The 20,888-nt window shown below is 46.8% G+C and carries 13 protein-coding genes and 1 pseudogene; 4 read left to right on the forward strand and 10 right to left on the reverse strand.

The window, feature by feature from the left end:
- Nucleotides 1–11: 11 nt before the first annotated feature.
- From EYA81_RS04995 to yaaA, 10 genes are all read right to left on the reverse strand, one after another.
- Nucleotides 12–1,154 (reverse strand): alkaline phosphatase, encoded by a 1,143-nt coding sequence (locus EYA81_RS04995; RefSeq protein WP_117600839.1) that lies wholly within the window; start codon nt 1,152–1,154, stop codon nt 12–14.
- A 122-nt stretch (nt 1,155–1,276) separates the two neighbouring features.
- Entirely contained in the window at nt 1,277–2,146 is an 870-nt protein-coding gene (locus EYA81_RS05000; RefSeq protein WP_117600838.1) for an endonuclease/exonuclease/phosphatase family protein, read from the reverse strand.
- A gap of 17 nt (nt 2,147–2,163) precedes the next feature.
- A complete protein-coding gene (locus EYA81_RS05005; protein ID WP_117600837.1) occupies nt 2,164–5,094 on the reverse strand; it encodes a GH92 family glycosyl hydrolase in 2,931 nt (976 codons plus the stop codon).
- A gap of 224 nt (nt 5,095–5,318) precedes the next feature.
- Nucleotides 5,319–6,128, reverse strand: a complete 810-nt coding sequence (locus EYA81_RS05010) for a hypothetical protein (protein ID WP_117600836.1) — start codon at nt 6,126–6,128, stop codon at nt 5,319–5,321.
- Between the two features lie 12 nt (nt 6,129–6,140).
- Complete coding sequence (locus EYA81_RS05015; RefSeq protein WP_117600835.1) at nt 6,141–6,962, reverse strand: endonuclease/exonuclease/phosphatase family protein; 822 nt, start codon at nt 6,960–6,962, stop codon at nt 6,141–6,143.
- Between the two features lie 20 nt (nt 6,963–6,982).
- The gene (locus EYA81_RS05020; protein ID WP_131225419.1) at nt 6,983–8,572 is read right to left on the reverse strand and encodes a RagB/SusD family nutrient uptake outer membrane protein; all 1,590 of its coding nucleotides are present in this window, start codon (nt 8,570–8,572) and stop codon (nt 6,983–6,985) included.
- Between the two features lie 34 nt (nt 8,573–8,606).
- Nucleotides 8,607–11,771, reverse strand: a complete 3,165-nt coding sequence (locus EYA81_RS05025) for a TonB-dependent receptor (RefSeq protein ID WP_131225420.1) — start codon at nt 11,769–11,771, stop codon at nt 8,607–8,609.
- A 174-nt stretch (nt 11,772–11,945) separates the two neighbouring features.
- Nucleotides 11,946–12,770 (reverse strand): ROK family protein, encoded by an 825-nt coding sequence (locus tag EYA81_RS05030; RefSeq protein ID WP_117600832.1) that lies wholly within the window; start codon nt 12,768–12,770, stop codon nt 11,946–11,948.
- 83 nt (nt 12,771–12,853) lie between these two features.
- Nucleotides 12,854–13,849: a phosphatidylinositol-specific phospholipase C gene (locus EYA81_RS05035; protein WP_131225421.1), complete on the reverse strand. Its 996-nt coding sequence runs from the start codon at nt 13,847–13,849 to the stop codon at nt 12,854–12,856.
- A gap of 147 nt (nt 13,850–13,996) precedes the next feature.
- Nucleotides 13,997–14,770: a peroxide stress protein YaaA gene (gene yaaA / locus EYA81_RS05040; protein WP_131225422.1), complete on the reverse strand. Its 774-nt coding sequence runs from the start codon at nt 14,768–14,770 to the stop codon at nt 13,997–13,999.
- Between the two features lie 191 nt (nt 14,771–14,961).
- Here yaaA and recJ point away from each other — a divergent pair.
- The 4 genes and pseudogenes from recJ to EYA81_RS05060 all read left to right on the forward strand — a co-directional run bounded on the left by recJ (nt 14,962) and on the right by EYA81_RS05060 (nt 20,688).
- Nucleotides 14,962–16,676 (forward strand): annotated as a pseudogene (recJ, locus tag EYA81_RS05045) (single-stranded-DNA-specific exonuclease RecJ).
- A 187-nt stretch (nt 16,677–16,863) separates the two neighbouring features.
- Nucleotides 16,864–18,843: an ATP-dependent DNA helicase RecQ gene (locus EYA81_RS05050; protein ID WP_227201684.1), complete on the forward strand. Its 1,980-nt coding sequence runs from the start codon at nt 16,864–16,866 to the stop codon at nt 18,841–18,843.
- Nucleotides 18,844–18,957: 114 nt separating this feature from the next.
- Nucleotides 18,958–19,917, forward strand: coding sequence for a lipopolysaccharide assembly protein LapB (locus EYA81_RS05055; protein WP_131225423.1), 960 nt, complete (start codon nt 18,958–18,960; stop codon nt 19,915–19,917).
- 21 nt (nt 19,918–19,938) lie between these two features.
- Entirely contained in the window at nt 19,939–20,688 is a 750-nt protein-coding gene (locus tag EYA81_RS05060) for an endonuclease/exonuclease/phosphatase family protein (protein ID WP_117965211.1), read from the forward strand.
- Nucleotides 20,689–20,888: the final 200 nt, after the last annotated feature.

Raw genomic sequence — 20,888 nt, forward strand, 5'->3', positions numbered from 1 at the left:
GAGTTATTTGGTTATAATTTAAGCAACTTCTTTATTTTATCAAAGATGGTCGTATTCTCATAGATTCCGGTAAATTCTTCCGCTCCGGGACCAAAAGCATATACAGGCACCATCACACCGCTATGGCTGCCGGTGGAAAACTTGCAGACAATCTTGCCTTGTTTCAAATCGCCGTCCACAAGCGTAAGTCCTCCGGTTTCATGGTCGGCCGTCACTACAACCAGCGTTTCGCCGTCCTTAGCAGCCCATTCATAGATAGCTCCGATGGTACGGTCAAAGTCGTGCGTTTCCTGCATCAGCAAGTCCAGGTCGTTGAAATGTCCGTAATCATCCAGCTGCGAGCCCTCTATCATCATGAAGAACCCTTTCTTGTTCTGATTCAGTAATTCGATACCTTTCAAGGATGCACGCGCCAAGAGGTCGCCACGCTCTGCCGGAAGAGGTGTATCCTTTGGATAAGGCACTGCGAACACCTTGCCACTCCCTATAGCCGCCAGTTCGTCCCAAGTGCGGGGTGTCTGGAAACCCTTCGTACGCAGTTCTTCAAACAAATTGCGTCCGTCCTTCCGGTTCTCGAAGTATTGTGCACCGCCGCCAAACACATAGTCGACCTTGCAATCCACATATCCCGTCACCACATCCTCTTCTGCATCCCTGTCCTTGTTGTGACAGCAGAAGTCGGCAGGAGTAGCATCCCATAGGCGGCAGGTCACTGCCAGACCCGTTGATTTTCCTTTTTCCGAAGCCAAATCAATCAGAGATTTCAAAGGTCGTCCTTCCGTATCCACTCCCACATAGTGGTAATTGGTCTTTTGTCCGGTGGCAATCGCCGTTCCTCCGGCACCGGAGTCCGTAATCAGCTTGTCGGCACAATAAGTCTTAGACAAACCCACCGCCTGGCAGTTGTCCAGGAAAAGCTTTCCCCTGTTTGCGGTCCATGCCGAATAAACGTGCATCAAGCTCATTCCGTCGCCAATCATTAGGATGACGTTCTTCACCTTCTTGCCTTGCGGAGGCGTTATTTTGGTCACTTCATACGGTTGTTCCAACACGTAGGTCTGTTCTTTGTCACGACGGCTTTGTGCCGATGTTCCAACGGGCAGCAACACGATTGCCAAAAGTGCCCATACACTTATCTTTGCTATTCTTTTCATCTTTCTATTTTTTATTTTTCACCACAAATTACACAGATTGACACAAATTCTTCTCTTAATTCATAATTCAAAAAAACTCTGTAGAACTCTGTGTCCTCTGTGGTGAATTACGACATATCATTTCATTCTACCGTCACCAGCACCGGAGCATGGTCCGACAAGAAAGCCCCGTTTTCCATCTCGGCCAACACACCATATTTCAGCACTTTCCATCCGTTGCCCACAAACACATAATCTATCAGTGAACGACGTTCGTAGGGAATGCTGCCGAAATCGTGGAAACTCCATGCAGGTCCATATACTACGGGCGACACCGTGCGTGCATCCGTCAGATGTCCCGGATCTTCCGGGTTGGTGATATGCTTGATGACATCCGACTCCGGTGTAGAGTTAAAGTCTCCGGTCAGCACCACCGGCATCCCGTTACCCAATTCTTTCACTTTATTCAAGATAAGGCTGATTCCCTCGCGGCGTGCCACAACGCCCACATGATCCAAGTGCGTGTTCATGGCCAGGCACTCCTTGTCCGAAACCTTGTCCTTCAATTTCGCCCATGAGGCAACACGTTCACAAGCACCGTCCCAACCTTTGGAACCTGCCACTTCGGGCGTTTCGCTCAGCCAGAATGTGCCGGAATCAAGTACCTCAAAACGCTCTTTCTTATACCAGAGCGCGCTATATTCTCCTTTTTCCTTACCATCTGTGCGACCCACACCTATCACTCCATAATCCGGAAGGCGCTGCTGCAAGTCCTGCAACTGGTTGTGCAGCACCTCCTGCATGCCCACAATGTCCGCATCATAAAAGCGGATGGCATTGGCCGCACGGTCTTTCCTGTACCGCCAATTGTTCAGGCTGTCTTCTGGATTGTCATACCTTATATTGAAAGACATCACATTCATAGTAGATTCCTGCACGGCAGGCTTGTCCTGTTTCTCCTGTCCGCACGATACGAGCAGAAGCGGGAAAAGTAATAAAGCTATTTTCTTCATGGTTATCTGTTTTTTGACTATTTCACATACAATGCAGAAGCAGGAATAGGTGACAGCTCCTGTGCCGAAGGAAGTTTCCAGCCCCAACCCAGCTCTTCTCCTTCGTAATCCTCAAAGTAATACAGCTTGTAAGCATGGAATCCTTTCTTCAGTGCCACAGTCCCCGTAGCAGGAATAGCGGCGTGCGAACCATCGTTATTCACCACCATCTCATCATCAATGTACAATACGCTGCCATCGTCCGAACGAGTCATAAAGGTGTAGATTCCATCTTCGGGCACCTCTATCAAGCCGGAGAAGATATAGCCGAAGTGGTCTTCCTGACGTGCCTCCTTGATGGAAGGTTCTGCCATGATACCGATATCAAGCAACGGACTCTTCTCTATATCCGCCACCTTCCGGTAAGTACCCTCGAAATATTTGTAGGATGTGCCGTTCCGCACAGGACAGACTGCAAGTGCAGGTTTCATCTCAGCCTTGGTGGCCATGATGGAGAGTGTATGGCTTGGGCAGAATCCGTCCTTGAATCCTTTTGCCTTTATGGGAGTAGTCTGGTCCAGTTCCAGCGGCTTTTCATAGAGCGGTGACAGTTCTGTAGGTTCGCTTCCATCCAGCGTATATCTCACTTCTGCTCCTGCCGTTACCGTGGCCAGTGCCACCGTTATCTTATCCATAAACAGATTCAGGTCTTTGTCAACGTATGGGACAGACACCACATGCTCCTTAGTATAAGAGTAAAGCGCCGACTCTTCCGAAACTCCACGGCTCTTGTCCGGCTTGTCTGTCAGCGTAAAACGCAATTCGCCCCCTTCCATCAGCTGTTCATAGGTAATGAAGTTACCCTCTATGGCTTCTCCATTCAGTTCTACCTTGTTTATGTAGATATTCTTTTCCGGATTGTTGGCAAGCACAGACAATGTCTTTCCGTTGGCCAGCCTTATCACCGCCTTATCAAACAGCGGCGTGGTCAGTGCAAATTCATTGCTACCGGGACACACGGAATAGAAGCCCAGACTTGAAAGGATATACCATGCCGACATCTGCCCGCAATCTTCGTTACCGATGATGCCTTCGGGAGTGGGTGCATACATCTCACGCAGCAACCGGCGTGTCAGTTCCTGGGTTTTCCAAGGCTGACCGACATAGTCATACAGATAAGCGATATGATGGCTCGGCTCATTGCCATGCACATACTGACCTATCAAGCCGGTGATGTCCGAAAGTTCCCCTTCCAGCTTCAAGTCCGAAGAGAATATGGAATCGAGTGCCACTACAAAATCATCCTTGCCGCCAAACAACTGCATCATGCCGTTCACATCATGCGGCACAAAGAAACGATATTGCCAGGCAGTGGCCTCCGTATAGGCACGTCCCACCTCCAACGGCTTGAACGGTGCTTCCCAGTTGCCATCCATCCGTTTGGGACGGAAAAACTTGGTAGCCCCATCAAACACATTCACATAGTTTTGCGAACGTGCAATGAATGTCTTGCAAATATCTTCTTTCTCCATCTCTTGCGCCATGCGGGCTATGCACCAGTCATCGTAGGCAAATTCCAGCAGGCAAGAGATAGATTCCCGCTTGATGTTCGAGGGGATGAAACCGTTCCGCACATAGCAGTCCGCCCCTTTTTCGTTCTTCTCGGCAGAGGCTACCATTGCTTCCAGCGCTTTCTCGGCATCAAACCCACGGATGCCTTTCAGATAAGCATCTGCTATGACAGAAGCGGAGTGATAGCCTATCATCGTCCCCGTCTCTCCGGCAGAAAGAGGCCAGATGGGAAGTTCGCCCGAAGCATCATAAATATCCAGGAAAGAGTTCACCATGTCATTCACCAATCCGGCATCGAGTAGTGTCATCAGCGGATTCCAAGCACGGAAAGTGTCCCACAAGGAGAAAGTGGAGTAATGCTTCCTGCCCTCGGGCATCCTGCCTGTCGTCATGTCGTGACGGCGATACTCACCATTCACATCGCTCACCACATTGGGCACCACCATCGAATGATACAAAGCCGTATAGAAAATCTTCCTGTCGTCCGCATTGCCGCCTTCTACCACAATGGCAGAGAGCGCCTGTTCCCAAGCAGTACGAGCAGCACTGCGCACGGTATCGAAATCGAAATCCGCCACTTCGAATTCCAAATTTTCACGTGCATTCTTTTCGCTGACAACGGACAGCCCGACTTTTGCCACCAAGGGTTCTCCGTCGCTGTTGTCAAAAGCCAAGCAAGCCTGCAAGTGGGTACCGGTCAATTTTGCCTGTGTAGCAACCGGTTTCCGTTCCTGCACAAAGTCCACCGTCTTAAAAGGTTTAGAGAATTGCGCCACAAAATAGACATACTGGTTATCCGTCCATCCCCTAGTGCGGCGCATACCGGCAATCTCATAGTCGGACGTCTGTTCCAGTGTAGCTTCATAGATATGTTCGTTATCGAGCAGATGTGCCAAGTCGATGATGACAGCCGCTTCCTTTCCAGCGGGGAATGTGTAGCGGTGCACACCGGCATGGGCGGTTGCCGTCAGTTCCACCTTTATACCTTCTTCTTTCAGCACGACGGAATAATATCCGGCGGAAGCCTCCTCTTCTTTATGGCTGAAAGCCGCAGGAAGACAAAGCGTTTCGGCCGTCAAGTCCGGCTTTTGTGTAGTGGGGCGAAACAGGACGTCGCCCAAGTCAATGCAGCCGGTGCCGCTAAGGTGGGTATGCGAAAATCCCTTCAAAGTGCTGTCGTCATAGTGGTACCCCGCACAGGCATCCCAGTTTCCGGCACGCGTGTCGGGACTCAGTTGCACTGCCCCGAAAGGCACAGTCGCCCCCGGATAGGTATGTCCGTGGAAGCCGGTACCGATGAACGGGTCTACGCAATCAACAGGCTGTTTCACATCGGACGAACAAGCCCCACACACTACACCGACCAAAACGGCATACAGAAGTTCTTTCAAATTCATTGAGATGAATGTTTTTCAAGTTATTGTTTACGATGTTTTCCTACTCTTACAGACACAAAAGTACATAAAAAGCATGAGTTTTTTACACCGCCATAATAAAGAAATCATTTTTTCTTCAGAGGAAAGATAACAAAACCTTCCCATATAACAAAATTCTGCAAGAGCCGATATGCCACGCACACCAACCCTTGCAGATCAGACCAATGGCAATGAGGTCTATTTTATCATTCCACACCCGGTTCAATGGCCAGACAATAATCTTTCACATTGCCGGACACTGAATTTGTGGTAGTCTCACGAAGAACCCACGATTTGTCTGCAACCATAAAGATAGCATATTCTCCGGCTGCAATATCAGCTTGGCTAAACTTTACGTTGCTGATGGACTCTGCAACCCTCTTCAAGTCCTCCACAAGATTGCTTTTCACAGTACCAATCAACACACCATTGTGCCTGCTGTCCACAACGGTTCCCAGTGCCGATTTTGCAGCATTTATCTGCTCTTTAGAGCTAAAACGTGCCGTAGCGAAAGGCACCAATATGTCCTTCTGGTTCTCCTTCACCATACTCTTGCACATAATGCTGATAAACTTGATGAAGCAATCGTTACTCACCTTGAATCCTTCTTCAGCATTGTTCTTGTGATTGTACAAGATAAGAGAGCCTTCCGTAGCAATGCCATTTCCATTCTTAACAACCTTATTCAATGCATAACCGGGAAAACGGCTGGTGGCAAAAGAGATATGAGTGGCCATATTGCTGCCACCGCTTACGTCCACACGGTCTATCACACCAATGGAACAATCCTCGCCCAACGCGTTGATATGATTGACAATCGCATCGGTTTCCCCAATGTTGGCGTCATTCAGTGCCGACAAAAAGTGAACTTCCACGCTTCTGGTTTTGTTCCAATCGGAGTTAGCGTTCTCTTCCTGCTTGATATTGCCCACTCCAAGGTCCTCTGCGATACAGGAGCCTGCCAGTACTGAGCAGAATCCTAGTGCGGCGAATGTATATAATATATTCTTTTTCATATCGTTATCGTATTACTTTTTAAGTTCAACCTCAACTATTACCGGATCATGGTCAGAAAGCTTTCCTGCATCCACAAACTTTTCACTAATTTTATTCCAACCGCCTTTGGAAGCAAAGATATAATCTACCCAATGGTTCCCCATTTGGTCAAATTCAGTTCCAATAAGCTCTATGGGCGAAGCACCGGGATAAACGTTCAAGTCACCGGCCAGAAGAGCAGGCACCTTGGTATCGTTCAAGAATGCAATCAATGCTTCCGCCTGTTCCTGCTGTCCTCCGGTATGGTCGAAGTGAGTGGCAACCACAGCAATGATGTCGCCCGAAGGCAACGCCACCTCGGCAATCACGGCACCACGCTGGTCAGAAGAACCTGCCGGACGGGGAAGCTGCATTGTACGAGAAGCGATAATAGGGTATCTGCTCAAAATGGCGTTACCATAAAGCTCGTTCATGCAATAGGTATAGTTCTCTTCGGGGTTTTGTCCCTGCTTGTTATTCAGGTTATAAGAATAGCCATAGATGGCAAACATACCCAACTTATCGGCAATTTCCTGCACTTTATCTATATATTTTCCATCTCTCATCTGGCGGGAACTTCTGTTCTCCACCTCATTGAGTATGATAAAGTCCGCATTTTCATCTTTCAAGAAGTCGGAATAAGGAGTCACATCAAAAGAGTTACGCTCCCCCCATTTATCCTCCTGTTCGAAGGACAAGACATTGAAAGTAATCACTTTAAACCGGTTGTCCTGCGCCTTGGCTTTGGAGAAAAATCCCCCAAAGACCATCACGAAGAGCACCAATATGATATAAGGATAAAATCTCGTATTCATTTTATTGATTTATTTAAACATTAATAAACATTCTGCTTCAAGTTCTTGCTGTTTGCCACCTCTTTGGCAGGAATCGGGAACACATGGTTTACATTCGGATTGAATGTACGTGCAGGCCAGATTTCAACCTCCTGCACATTAAATGAGCCGTCAGGGTTAGTAGTGGTCTTCACCCCATGCAACGGCTTGGCATAAGCTTCCTGTGCATCGTGCCATCTCACGAGGTCAAGGTGGCGACTGGGTTGGAACTCAAATGCAAGTTCACAACGGCGTTCGTTCTTCAATTGCACCTTGGTGGCTTGGCTGTTTTCAGGCAATCCGGCACGCTTGCGAATCTGATTCAGCAGAGACTTGGCCTCGGAATCACCTTCGCCGTTCTTCCAGATAAGAGCTTCTGCCTTCATCAACAGAATGTCGGCATAACGGATAAGGCAAGTGCCCAGCACGTTGCTGGCATTGTTCATATTGGAGTTCACTTTTTTTCCTATACAGTCGGCGTTTTCCCAAGGAGACATGAATTTTCTCCAGGTCAAGCCTGACGTGCTTGATGTAGCCCATGAGCCTACCGCCCATGTAACATCCTGCCCCACAAACTGGATATGGTCGCCCGGATAAAGGATAGTAGCGTCACGGCGCTCGTCACCTGCTTCGTAAGCGTTGTAAAGCTCAAGCGTAGGCTGGAAGTACCCCCACGTATTATACAATCCCCAGCCACCGTTCTCAAACGACATGCCATGGAATTTAGGACCTTCCACTGCATTACCCAGCAACGAGAAGATGTATTCTTCGCAGAAGTTGTTCTCTTCGCGCCACAGACGGGCAAAGTCGGGATAGAGGCCACGTTTATCCGCGCCTGTCATACCCATCACCTTGTCACACATCTCGATAACCGTGTCGTAATACTTAGCATCGAACTGCGAAGCGTAAAGTGCCGCACGAGCTGCAAATGCCCAGCATGCAGCCTTGTGAGGACGACCATAGTCTTCGTTGGCCATTTCGGACAAATAGGGAAGCAAATCGGCGGCAGCGCGCATGTCTTCTATAATCATGTCATAGTTGGCAAGCACCGAAGTCGGACGCGGTTGGTCTATTTCGGCAGTCGGCGTTTTTTCCGTTACGATAGGAATACCGCCGTTCACACCGTTATCGCCATACCAAGGAGCCAGCCACAAATAGCTGAAACCGCGGTAGAAGCGTGCCTGACCGATGGCGCGGTTCTTTACACTCCCGGAGATGGACATGTCGGGCACATTGCGCAACACATCGTTGGCACGGGCAATGATGCGGTACATCCACGGCCAATTGTCTTTTTGGTCGCGACCGTTTTCCGGGGTCATTTGGAAATCCTTAATGGCCTGTGCCTCACTCTGTGAACGACCGGTCACCATGTTGTCACTACAATTCTCAAACCACATGAATCCGCGGCCCGTCACTCCTTCTTGGTAGGTGAACTCATGGAAAGCATTCAACGCCTTTTCCACATCTTCTTCCGTTTTCCAGAAATTGGTACTGCCCTCCAGTCCATAAGGCTCGAATTCCAGGAAATCACTGCAGGCGGCCAATGAAAAGCCCAGCAAGAGCGACAATGCTATAGTTTTATATTTTTTCATTTCAATCTACTGTTTTTTAGAGTTTGGTTTTCATTTAGAAGCTAAAGTTAAATCCGATACTGAAAGAGCGTGCCACGGGATATGTACCTCCGTCGATACCAAAGTTTCCTACTTCGGGGTCGATACCACTATAATCGGTAGCCGTAAAGAGGTTTTCGCCGTTCAGGTAGAAACGAGCCGTGCTGCCCGGCAGACCGATGGCTCTCATCACATTGTCGGGCAATGTGTAGCCGATGGTAACGTTCTTCAGGCGGAGGTAGCTGGCATCTTCCAAGAAGAAGTCGTTCAAGCTGTTGTAGTTTCCATTAGGATCGGAAATCAAACCGATTCTGGGCACGCCCGAAGTCTTGTTATATTCCCAGGAGTTCTTTACGTCGGCAAGCATATTGCCACCCTGTCCGCGACCGGTGTAACCCATCTGCTTGAAGCCGTTGTAAACGGTGGATTTCCCCACACCTTGGAACTGGAAGCTGAAGTCGATGCCTTTCCACTGCAAGTTACCGCCAAAGCCGAAAGTAATCTTAGGCATATAGCTGCCCAGATATTGCTTGTCATCATCGGTAATCTTGCCATCGTTGTTGAAGTCCACATACTTGAAGTCACCGGGCTTGGCATTGGGCTGCACTTTTTGCTTGATGCCCGTTTCGGGGTCTCTCCAAGTAAAGTTGTCTATCTCTTCCTGACTCTGGAAGATACCTTCGGTCTTCAGCACGTAATAAGAATACCAAGGATGGCCCACGGCGGAACGCAACGGGGTAAGACTGTTGATTACCACATTGTGTTGCATGAATTCAAGGTTACCAAGGTCGAGCACTTCATTGTGAACAGTAGAAAGGTTGCCGTTTACACCAAATGTCACGTGTCCTATCTTCTTGCTGTAGCTCAAGCCGAATTCCCAACCACGGTTCACCACATCGCCCACGTTGCCGTAAGGAGAGACAGAGATACCTGCCACCGAAGGAACAGGCACCACCTCGATAAGGTCTTTCGTGCGCTTATTAAAGTAGTCCACAGTAAGATTCAGGCTGTTGTCCAGCAAGCCCATGTCCAAACCTACTCCCCACTGCTCGGTGGTCTCCCACTTCAAGTCTTTCGTACCGATAGAACCGGCATATACACCACCATATACAATGTTGTTCAAATCTTTACCATAAATCATCGCCCAATCGGTTTCATTCAGAGGCACATTCCAAGAATAGCGCGGAACCAATGCCACGTTACCTACCTGTCCCCAGCTTCCGCGGACTTTCAGCAGATTCACCACATTCTTCAAAGGTTCAAAGAATTCTTCGGAAGAAATCTTCCAAGAAGCCGAGAATGCAGGGAACACGCCGGAGTTGTTATCCTTATAGAGTTTGGAAGTGGCATCGCGGCGCACGCTAGCAGTAAGGAAGTAGCGGTCTTCGTAAGAGTAGCCCAGACGAGCGAATACCGACAACATACTTTCCTCCCAAATGTTTTCCTCCGGCTGAAATTTGCTCCATTCGCCTGCCTGGCCGTTGGTAATGGAGTGACGATCCTCATTGACGTAGCCGGTAGTGTAGTAAGCGTCATATTTATACTTTTCGTAGCTCATGGAGTAACCCGCCATGAGACTGAAGTGATGCTTGTCGGCAAACACCTTGGCATAAGTGGCTGTAGTTTCCCACAAAAGCTTGCTGTTCCAAGTATTGGTCTTATCGCGAGAGTTATCAGAATTTGGGCGACCGATTTCGGGAACACGGCAATTGAATATGTCTTCCGTACGAATGTCGATTCCGGCAGTAAAGTCACTCTTCACCGTAAGACCCGAAACAGGCTTCAACTCAAACGAAGTAGTAGAGTAGATGCGGTTGGAAGGTCGTATCTGGTCGAGGCGTTCCAACATGGCAACAGGGTTGCGCATCTCACCGTAAGGACTATTGATGCCCTCTGCAGATGCCCAACGGGGGATAGTGCCATGGTAAAGCGGTTTGCCTGTTTTTTCATCAATCATCAATTTTCCCTCTTTGTCGTAGTCATATATACTTGCCGAGCGGGGGAAGAAGACAGCCTGATTGAGCACACCTTCGTGACCGGTACCTACATCGCCCTGTCCGTTTTTATATTCGTAGCTGACACGCTCGCTCACCTTTAGCCATTTTACCACCTGGAAGTCCAGATTGGCCTTGGCAGAGAACTTGCGGGCATAGGTATTGAGGAGCACCCCCTTGTCGTCATCATAAGCAAACGAAGCGAAACCCTTCATCGTATCGCTACCCCCCGACAGAGAGAGGGCATAGTGTTCCAGCGAGCCGGTGCGGAAGATGGCATCCATCCAATCGGTACGGGTAACGTCGCCATAAGGGAAAATCTCCGGGTTTCTGGAAGCGTGGAGAGGGTCACCGGTAGCCGTACAAGCATCAGCCCAGATTCTGTTATACTCTTCGGCAGTCAGCGTCTCCGGCAGGTTCACAGCGTTCTTAAAGCTCTTGGAAATGTTGATGTTCACCTTCACCTTGCCTGCGGAAGCCTGCTTGGTGGTTACCACAACCACACCGCCCGAACCTACGCTAGCACCATAGATGGCAGCAGAAGCAGCGTCTTTCAGCACAGTGATACTTTCCACATCTTCCATGTTGAAAGGGGCTCCCGGCACGCCGTCGACCACATAGAGCACACCATCACCGCTGTTATAACTGTCGTCCGTACCACGCGAACCACGCCCACGGATAGACAGAGAGACATCGGACATCGGGTCTCCACCATTGGACTGTATCATGACTCCCGGCATTTGTCCTTGCAAATAAGAACCTAAATTTGCAGGACGGCTTTTCAACTTATCATCCATTTTCACTGTAGAAACCGCGGTGGACAAGTCTTCCTTACGACTCGTTCCATAGCCAATGACCACCACTTCGTCAAGCAATTCCGCATCTTCCTGCAAAATTATGGTAATAGGCTTCGACGATGCCTTTACTTCTTGCGTTTTATACCCCAGAAAGCTGATTTCCAAAACATCTTTTTCTGTGGTTTGTAATGCGAACTTTCCGTCCACATCCGTAATTACCCCATTCGTCGTCCCCTTGACAAGGACATTGGCACCAATCACTGGTTCGCCATTCTGATCCTTTACTGTTCCTTTCACAGAAATCTGCTGTGCATAAGCACCTGCCGACAAGAACAGCCCCAACAATAGGGTCAGAATCGTTCGATAGATTCTAAGATTTACTTGTTTCATGCATTCAAAATTTAAAGTTTATAATATAAAAATTATAATTCTGCCACAAAGGTCAGAAAGCAGAATTACATAGTTATTACAAAAGGAGTATTTCTCTAACAGCCCTTATTTATCCGTGAAACAATATAACAATAAAACGTTTATTATTTTTTCAATTAAATCGTATAGGGATTATTACTCAAGAAGAGCGGCAGCACCCAATAGACTGGAATCCTTTTTATGCGAAGCCACTACCCTCACATTATCCGATATGATTTTGTAGGGGAAACTTTGCATTGTTTGTTCCATAGCATCTTTAAAGAAAGGAAAAGCCGATACGATACCGCCTCCTAAAACAATAGCTTGGGGAGCATAGGCAAAAAGAATTGCCTTTATAAGATTGCCCAAATGCCTCCCAAACTCTTTCCAAATCTCCAATGCAGTTTGTTCTCCTTGCTGGGCTTTTTCAGCTACTACCGCACCGGTAGTTCCATAACGTTTAAACAAGAAACTACTGCAATAGTGTTCAAAATCAGAGTCCAAATAAGGAAATGAGCCTATCTCACCGGCTCCCATATATTGCCCACCATACAAATGGCGGTCAATGACAACACCAGCTCCAATTCCGGTCCCAATAGTAACGCCTACCATATTGGTGTAAGATTTTCCTTCGCCGTATAGGCTCTCCCCTAAAGTGAAACAGTTGGAATCATTATTAATGGCAACTGCCACCTTGAATTCGTTCTCCAAAATCTCCTTCAAGTGTATTTCTTTCCAAGAAGATATATTTGCTACATTATATACAATTCCTTTCTCCGGATCAACAATTGAAGGGACACCGATACCGATACCATCTACCTGCTCATTCATCATATTCCGAATAAGCTGGGAAAGCTGGTTTAACACAGTAGAAGCATCTTGCTGAGCTAAACATGGAACCGACACTTTATTCAAGCAGTTCCCTTTTTCCACTTGGGCTATTCGAATATTGGTTCCTCCTAAATCTATTGACAGTTTCATAGTATATAACATTAAGGTGTTCAACATGTGCAAAATTAAAAAAATGCTTTTTTTTCAGTATTCCCAATTGCGCATATAAATCTTCATTTTGCGCAAACATTACTATCAATCAAATATTCCACCAAATCTTTTCCTCCAGGTTCACAGACAAAATCGATAAAAACAATACCACAATTCCGGCTATTCTTTTGTTTTAAATAGTCAGCAATAGACTTGTTCACCTTATCAGCAAAGACTTTAGGGGTTCCCAAGGGCAGCCCCGTCGCACTTACAAAAGTAATCCCCCACCGACGTGAAGAAACCGGCTCAACAGATATCCCTTCAATATTATGAATACAAACCCCGACCTTCTTCCCGGCCTCCTCACCCGATTCATATTGATACTCATCTTCGAGCAGAGCTATCCCTTCCTTACCATCTTTATTGCGAAGAGTGAGCAGGCAAGTGCTGTCATCCTCCCAACCTACACATGCTGCTCCAGGATAATTATCCATAGCATAATCCCTATGCAGGAAAAGAATCTTTCCACGGCAATCTTTCAGCGTCAGTTCAGGGCGAAAGTCCATCACGAAATAACTTTGATACTTAGGGTTGTTTAAAGAAGCAGACAGCAGAGAAGCATAATCCCGCGATTCTCCCCCTTCCTTTTTCAAAGAAACAATCAAAGTCTCAGAAGGATATGTTTGCAAAAAGTGTATAAAAGCAGGTAAAACATCATCTTCCCAATATATATCCTGAAAGGCATGGCTGTGAAATACCCCCAGTTTATCATCCTTCTTTTCCAAACGGATATCAAAAGCGCGGATGCCTTGTTGCAATTGGGCAGGAATATCTGTTGCTTGCGTTTTCAACATATGCCCTCCTTTGATACTACCACTATCGTGTGAACCGGGAATAGAAATCTTACATATAGGAAGTGTATCATGGAGAATCCTCATCCACTCAGGCCGCAATGCAGCCTCATCCCCCGCCTCCGCACAAGTATCCTGCAATCTGGGAGCTGTAGCACAAACCGGAGCATTCAATAGAAATATGGTCAAAGCTAATACAACAACTGTTCTAAATCCGTTTCTCTTCATAGTATATTGCTTTTAAGTTTACTGCATGCAAATGTAGAGGGTTCATTCTTTTCCCTCATCCTAAATTGCGTATTTAGTTCTTCATTTTGCGCAAACATCAAAAGCAACATATAGTAACATCCGAGCCAAACGTAATGTACCTTTTCATTACATAGATGTACCTAACAAAAAATGCCATACATTCTCCGTACTGCGTATCTCATCCCAGACGAAGCCCTCCCAAGAAAAGGATTTCAACTCCTCAGGACACTCCAGACGGTTCTTGACAATAAAACGCGTCATCTCTCCGCGACACATCTTGGCATAGATAACGACAGTCTTAGGGTGTCCGGCCTTCCAAACTTGAAACTCGGGCGTAATAACACGCACCTCTTGCTCCACCCGCTTCCAGTCGAACAAATCTTTCATTTCAGCACTTGCCAAATTAATGAGAACACCGCCACAGTTTTTAATTTCCTCTATGAAGTAATCCGTCAACAAAGGCTTCCAATAATCAAACATGGATATTCCACCTTTTTCGGGCAAACGGACATCTCCTTCCAAGCGATAGGGTTTGATACCGTCCAGCGGGCGAAGCAACCCATAAAGAAAAGAAGTGATACGCAGATGTTCTTGCGCATAACGAAAATCCTCCGCTGAAAAATCCTTCGGAAGAATACGTTTAAAAACAGCTCCGGTATAGGCGCAGATGGCCGGCATCGGACAATTCTCTTCCGAACAGAAATCATGAAAACGCAAACGGTTCTCGGCAGCAATTTTGGTATTCACCCGAAGAAGCCTTTCCAATTCGGATACCGAATACTGAGACATTTCCAACGCATTCCGCACAGCCTCCACCTCGAATTTCGGGACTGTGACTTCGGGCACGACAACAGAGCAGTGCGCTGCCATGGTCTTTGCACAAGAAATAAAAACAAGCATAGCAATATTTTTTTATAGATACAAAAATAAAGATTTTTAGTGGAGAATGCATATAGTTATAAAGATTTTCCACAGAATCCACCTCCGTTTCAAGAGTTTTTCATACCTTTACACCTTGTTAGAGAAAAGTGCACGTATTAGCCCCCACTCCCCAACATCTCGAGATAGAAAAAGAAAAAATAATATATAAAATGACTCACAAATGGAATTATCAACCCATTACACCCGAACAGGCAGAAGCAAGCCAACAACTGGCCCAAGAATTGGGAATTAGCTCAATATTGGGAAAATTGCTGGTGGAGCGGGGAATAACAACGGCAGCGGATGCCCGAAAGTTTTTCCGCCCCCAATTACCGGACTTATACGACCCATTCCTGATGAAGGATATGGATATAGCCGTAGAGCGCCTGAACAAGGCAATGGGAAAGAAAGAGCGCATTCTTGTTTATGGAGATTATGACGTAGACGGTACCACGGCTGTGGCATTGGTCTATAAGTTTATTCAACAGTTCTATTCGAACATTGATTACTATATCCCCGACCGTTACAATGAGGGGTATGGAGTTTCAATCCAAGGAGTAGACTATGCCGCAGAAAGTGGTGTAGGCTTAATTATTGTATTAGACTGCGGTATCAAAGCCGTCGAAGAAATCACATACGCCAAGGAGAAAGGCATTGATTTCATCATCTGCGACCATCATGTCCCCGATGATGTACTCCCCCTGCTGTAGCTATTCTGAATGCCAAACGGGAAGACAACACCTATCCTTATGAGCATCTGTCCGGATGCGGTGTAGGCTTTAAGTTTATGCAGGCATTTGCCATCAACAATGGTATCGAGTTCCATCACCTGATTCCCCTATTGGACCTTTGCGCCGTCAGCATCGCATCAGATATTGTACCCATCATGGGTGAAAACCGTATCCTTGCCTACCATGGCCTAAAGCAATTGAACAGCAATCCCAGTGTAGGTCTGAAAGCCATCATTGATGTCTGCGGACTAACGGACAAGGATATCACTGTCAGTGACATTGTATTCAAAATAGGTCCTCGTATCAATGCCTCCGGACGTATTCAGAACGGAAAAGAAGCCGTTGACCTGCTTACTGAAAAAGATTTTTCTCTTGCCCTGGAGAAAGCCGGACAAATCAATCAATACAATGAGACCCGCAAGGACTTGGACAAGACCATGACCGAAGAAGCCAATAAGATTGTGGCCGATTTGGACGGACTTGCCGATCGCCGTTCTATAGTATTGTACAATGAAGACTGGCATAAAGGTGTCATCGGAATCGTTGCCTCCCGGCTGACTGAAATCTATTACCGCCCGGCAGTAGTGCTGACGCGCACGGATGACATGGCAACCGGCTCTGCCCGTTCCGTCTCCGGATTCGACGTCTACAAAGCCATTGAATACTGCCGCGACCTTTTGGAAAACTTCGGAGGGCATACCTATGCCGCCGGCCTTTCCATGAAGGTGGAAAATGTACCAGCTTTTATCGAACGTTTCGAAGAGTTCGTATCACAAAATATCCTGCCGGAACAGACATGCGCCGTCATCGACATCAATGCCGAGATTGATTTCAGAGACATCACTCCGAAATTCTTCAGCGACCTGAAGAAGTTCAATCCATTCGGACCGGACAATGCCAAACCTATTTTCTGCACGCACAATGTCTATGATTATGGTACCAGCAAAGTCGTAGGTCGCGACCAAGAACATATCAAGCTGGAATTAGTGGATAATAAATCGAACAATGTGATGAACGGCATCGCTTTCGGGCAAAGTTCCCACGTACGCTTCATCAAGACCAAACGTTCCTTCGACATCTGCTATTCTATTGAAGAGAATACTCATAAGAGGGGTGAAGTGCAGTTGCAGATTGAAGACATAAAGCCGAATTAAAAGTCATGAGGATGTATCAAAAGTATATAAGCATTTTCTTTATGTTATAATTTCAGGCGCGGATTACGCGGATTCCACGGATTTATTTTACTGAATCCGCATTATTCCTCGTAATCCGCTTCTAAAGAAAGCATTAAGAGTATTTTGAAACACCTACGATAGGAATGGCAAGAAGTTTAATAAGACCATGAACAGCAATAGTAACTCCAAAACTCCCCTCCCTACGGGATTGCTCTCCCCTGATAGCGGAGGAGCTGGAGAAGGTAGATTGGGGGGGAAGCTTCTGAAACAATACTGGGGCTATGACGCCTTCCGGGGAATCCAGGAAGACATCATCAATAGCATTACTGAGGGACGGGACACTTTGGGACTAATGCCCACGGGAGGAGGAAAATCCATCACTTTCCAAGTTCCGGCTCTTGCCAAAGAAGGACTTTGCCTGGTCATCACTCCGTTGATTGCCCTCATGAAAGACCAGGTACAAAACCTGAAAAAACGAGGAATCAAAGCGCTTGCCATCTACTCAGGCATGAGCAGGCAGGAAATCATCGTCACATTAGAGAACTGCATCTTCGGCAATTTCAAGTTTCTCTATATCTCCCCCGAAAGGCTCGATACCGAAATCTTCCGCACCAAACTGCAGAAGATGAAAATCAGTATGATTACAGTAGACGAAAGCCACTGCATATCACAATGGGGTTACGATTTCCGTCCTGCCTATCTGAAGATAGCCGAAATACGCAAACTGCTGCCCGGCATCCCCATCCTGGCATTGACAGCCACCGCCACTCCGGAAGTAGTGAAAGATATCCAGGCCAGTTTGCATTTCCGTGAGGAAAATGTGTTCCGCATGAGTTTCGAACGCAAAAACCTTGCCTATATCGTCCGCAAGACGGAAAACAAGACGGGAGAGCTGTTGCACATCCTGCGCCGTATGCCCGGAAGCGCCATCATCTATGTGCGCAACCGCCGCCGCACCAAGGAAATTACCGAACTGCTGCACAACGAAGACATCACCGCAGATTTCTACCATGCCGGACTGGATAACGCCACCAAAGACATCCGCCAACAACGCTGGCAAACAGGAGAAAGCCGTGTCATGGTCGCCACCAATGCATTCGGTATGGGTATCGACAAACCGGATGTACGGATTGTCATCCACATGGATCTGCCCGATTCCATAGAAGCCTACTTCCAGGAAGCAGGACGTGCCGGAAGGGACGGACAAAAAGCCTACGCGGTCATCCTTTACGCCAAGTCGGATAAGGCAACACTGCACAAACGCATTCCCGACACCTTTCCTGAAAAAGAGTATATAAAGGAAGTATATGAGCATCTTCAATACTATTACCAGATGGCAATGGGAGATGGACAAGGCTGTGTACGCGAGTTCAATATAGAAGACTTTTGCCGAAAGTTCAAGTACTTCCCCGTTCCCGTGGACAGTGCTTTGAAGATTCTGACACAAGCGGGATACTTGGAATATACAGACGAACAAGACAATGCATCCCGTCTACTGTTCACTATCCGACGAGACGAACTTTATAAACTAAGGGAACTCGGCGAAGATATGGACAAACTCATCCAAACCATTCTCCGCTCCTATACCGGGGTCTTCACAGACCATGCTTTCATCAATGAAGATTCACTGGCCATATGCACCGGACTCACACGCCGGCAAGTGTATGAACAGCTCATCCACCTAGCCAAGCTACATATCGTCAGTTACATCCCCCGCAAAAAGACACCATATATAATATACACGCGAGAGAGGGTTGAAATGCGCCACCTGCAAATCCCTCCCACCGTGTACGAGGAACGCAAAGAGCGATATGAGAAACGCATAAGTGCCATGCTGGATTACGTGAGCAGTGATACCGTGTGCCGTAGCCGGATGCTGCTACACTACTTCGGAGAGAAGAACGAGCATAACTGCGGGCAGTGCGACACTTGCATCAATTTGAAGAACAAGAAACCTTCCGGCCACCTTTCGGAAAAGGAATTTTCTGAAAAGATTCTTCAAGCCCTATCTGATAAACAACAAACTCCAGCCACTTTGGCAGAACAGATACCGGACGATAAAAACATGCTCATCGATGTGTTACATGAATTGTTGGACGAAGGCAAGGTAATTGCTGTCAACGGAATGCTTCAAATCAAAAAATAATTCATTACTTTTGCCGTTGGAAAAGAATGTCCTGCCGCTGACGAGGAACATCTCTTATCAGCCATGCTCCTCCTTTTCCTTTTTATTTTTTAATTCTTTAATTTTTAATCACCTATGGGATTCTTTAAATTTTTTTTCTCCGGCAAGTCAGACAGTCCGACAAATGAGAAACAAAAAAACGAGCAGAAGAATTTTGAGATATTCAAGTATGACGGTATGCGTGCACAACGCATGGGCCGTACAGACTACGCCATCAAATGCTTCATTGAAGCCCTTGCCATTCAGGAAGACTTTGAAACCATGGGCTACCTTGCCCAAGTCTACACCCAGACCAACGAACTGGACGAGGCACACAAACTACTGGAACGCATGACCGAAATAGAGCCGGAACATACCTCCACCTACCTCAGTCTTGCCAACGTATGCTACATGCAGGAAGACTATCCTGCCATGGCAGGAGCGGCAAAGAAAGCTATCGAAATAGAAGAGGGCAACGCCATGGCACACTACCTGCTAGGCAAAGCAAACAATGGACAAGGAGACGGCATCATGTGCATCGCTCATCTTACGAAAGCCATCGTACTGAAAGATGATTTTACCGAAGCCCGTCTGCTCCGTGCCGAAGCACTGGTCCAAATGCAGCAATACAAGGAAGCGATGGAAGACATAGACACCATTCTGGCACAAGACCCGGAAGACGAAAGTGCCATCTTGCTCCGTGGAAAGATAGAAGAAGCTACGGGAGACAAAGAAAAAGCAGAAAGCAGTTATCAGAAAGTGACGGAGTTGAATCCCTTTAACGAACAAGCCTTCCTCTACTTAGGACAGCTTTACATCACCCAAAACAAGCTGGCAGAAGCCATCGAGCTCTTTACGGAAGCCACAGAACTGAACCCTAATTTCGCAGAGGCCTATCATGAGCGCGGACGTGCCAAGTTGCTGAACGGAGACAAGGAAGGCTCTGCGGAGGACATGAAGAAAGGACTGGAACTCAATCCTAAAGAGATACAGAACTTTAACGGACAATATGGTAACCAACCGGAGGGAAGTACCGGTAATATCCTAGGATTATAACAAATTCAATTATTGCCGCCAATGAAACGAAATTTATTTCTATCAGTACTTTTTGTACTGATGTTCGCACCTGCCCATGCACAGCAAGTGAACATATTGTCCTATAACGTACATAATTGTATCGGTATGGACAAGGAGTACAATTACCGACGCATTGCCAATGTTATCAGTCAAACTTCTCCGGACATAGTCGCCCTGCAGGAACTTGACAGTGTAACGGTGCGCAACAAAGGAATCCATGCTCTCGGAGAACTAGAAAAACTGACCGGAATGCACGGGACTTATGCAGCAGCCATTCCTTTTCAGGGTGGAAGCTACGGCATCGGAATCCTCTCCAGAGAGATACCCATAAAATACAAAATCATTCCAATGCCCGGACGGGAAGAAAAACGTACCCTCATTATTGCAGAATTTAAAGATTATGTATTTTGTGCCACACACCAGTCCCTCACTCCAGAAGACCAGCTCCTTGCCGTACCATTGATAGAAAAAGCCTTGCAAAACGTCGATAAGCCCATCTTTATGGCAGGCGACATGAACTCTGCACCAGCAAGCGCTCCCCAGCTGGAATTGGCAAAACATTTTGCCACCCTCAATGACACAACCTCTTATACTTTCCCGGCAGACCGTCCCAACCGATGTATAGACTACATCTACGGCTATTCCAAGAATGGGTATCGGTTTGACGTACAATACCGGAAAGTCATAGAAGACACCATTTCATCCGACCATCGTCCGGTTCAAGTCATTGTACAAATTAAAGGGAAATAAGTTAAATTGCTACTATCCCTAAAAAAAACATTGTTTTTTGTTTGTATATAAAAGAAAAGCATTACTTTTGTCGCGTAATTCAAAAACAGAGAATACAAGTATGAAGTCATTTACTTATGCATATTACTTCTTTTTTTACTTTTACTTTAGCCAGAAAGTAGAGCGGGAGTTTGTATGTATCAAGTGACAGTGATGCTTAA

The organism is Bacteroides sp. A1C1 (assembly GCF_004328515.1).
GTDB classification, from domain to species: domain Bacteria; phylum Bacteroidota; class Bacteroidia; order Bacteroidales; family Bacteroidaceae; genus Bacteroides; species Bacteroides uniformis.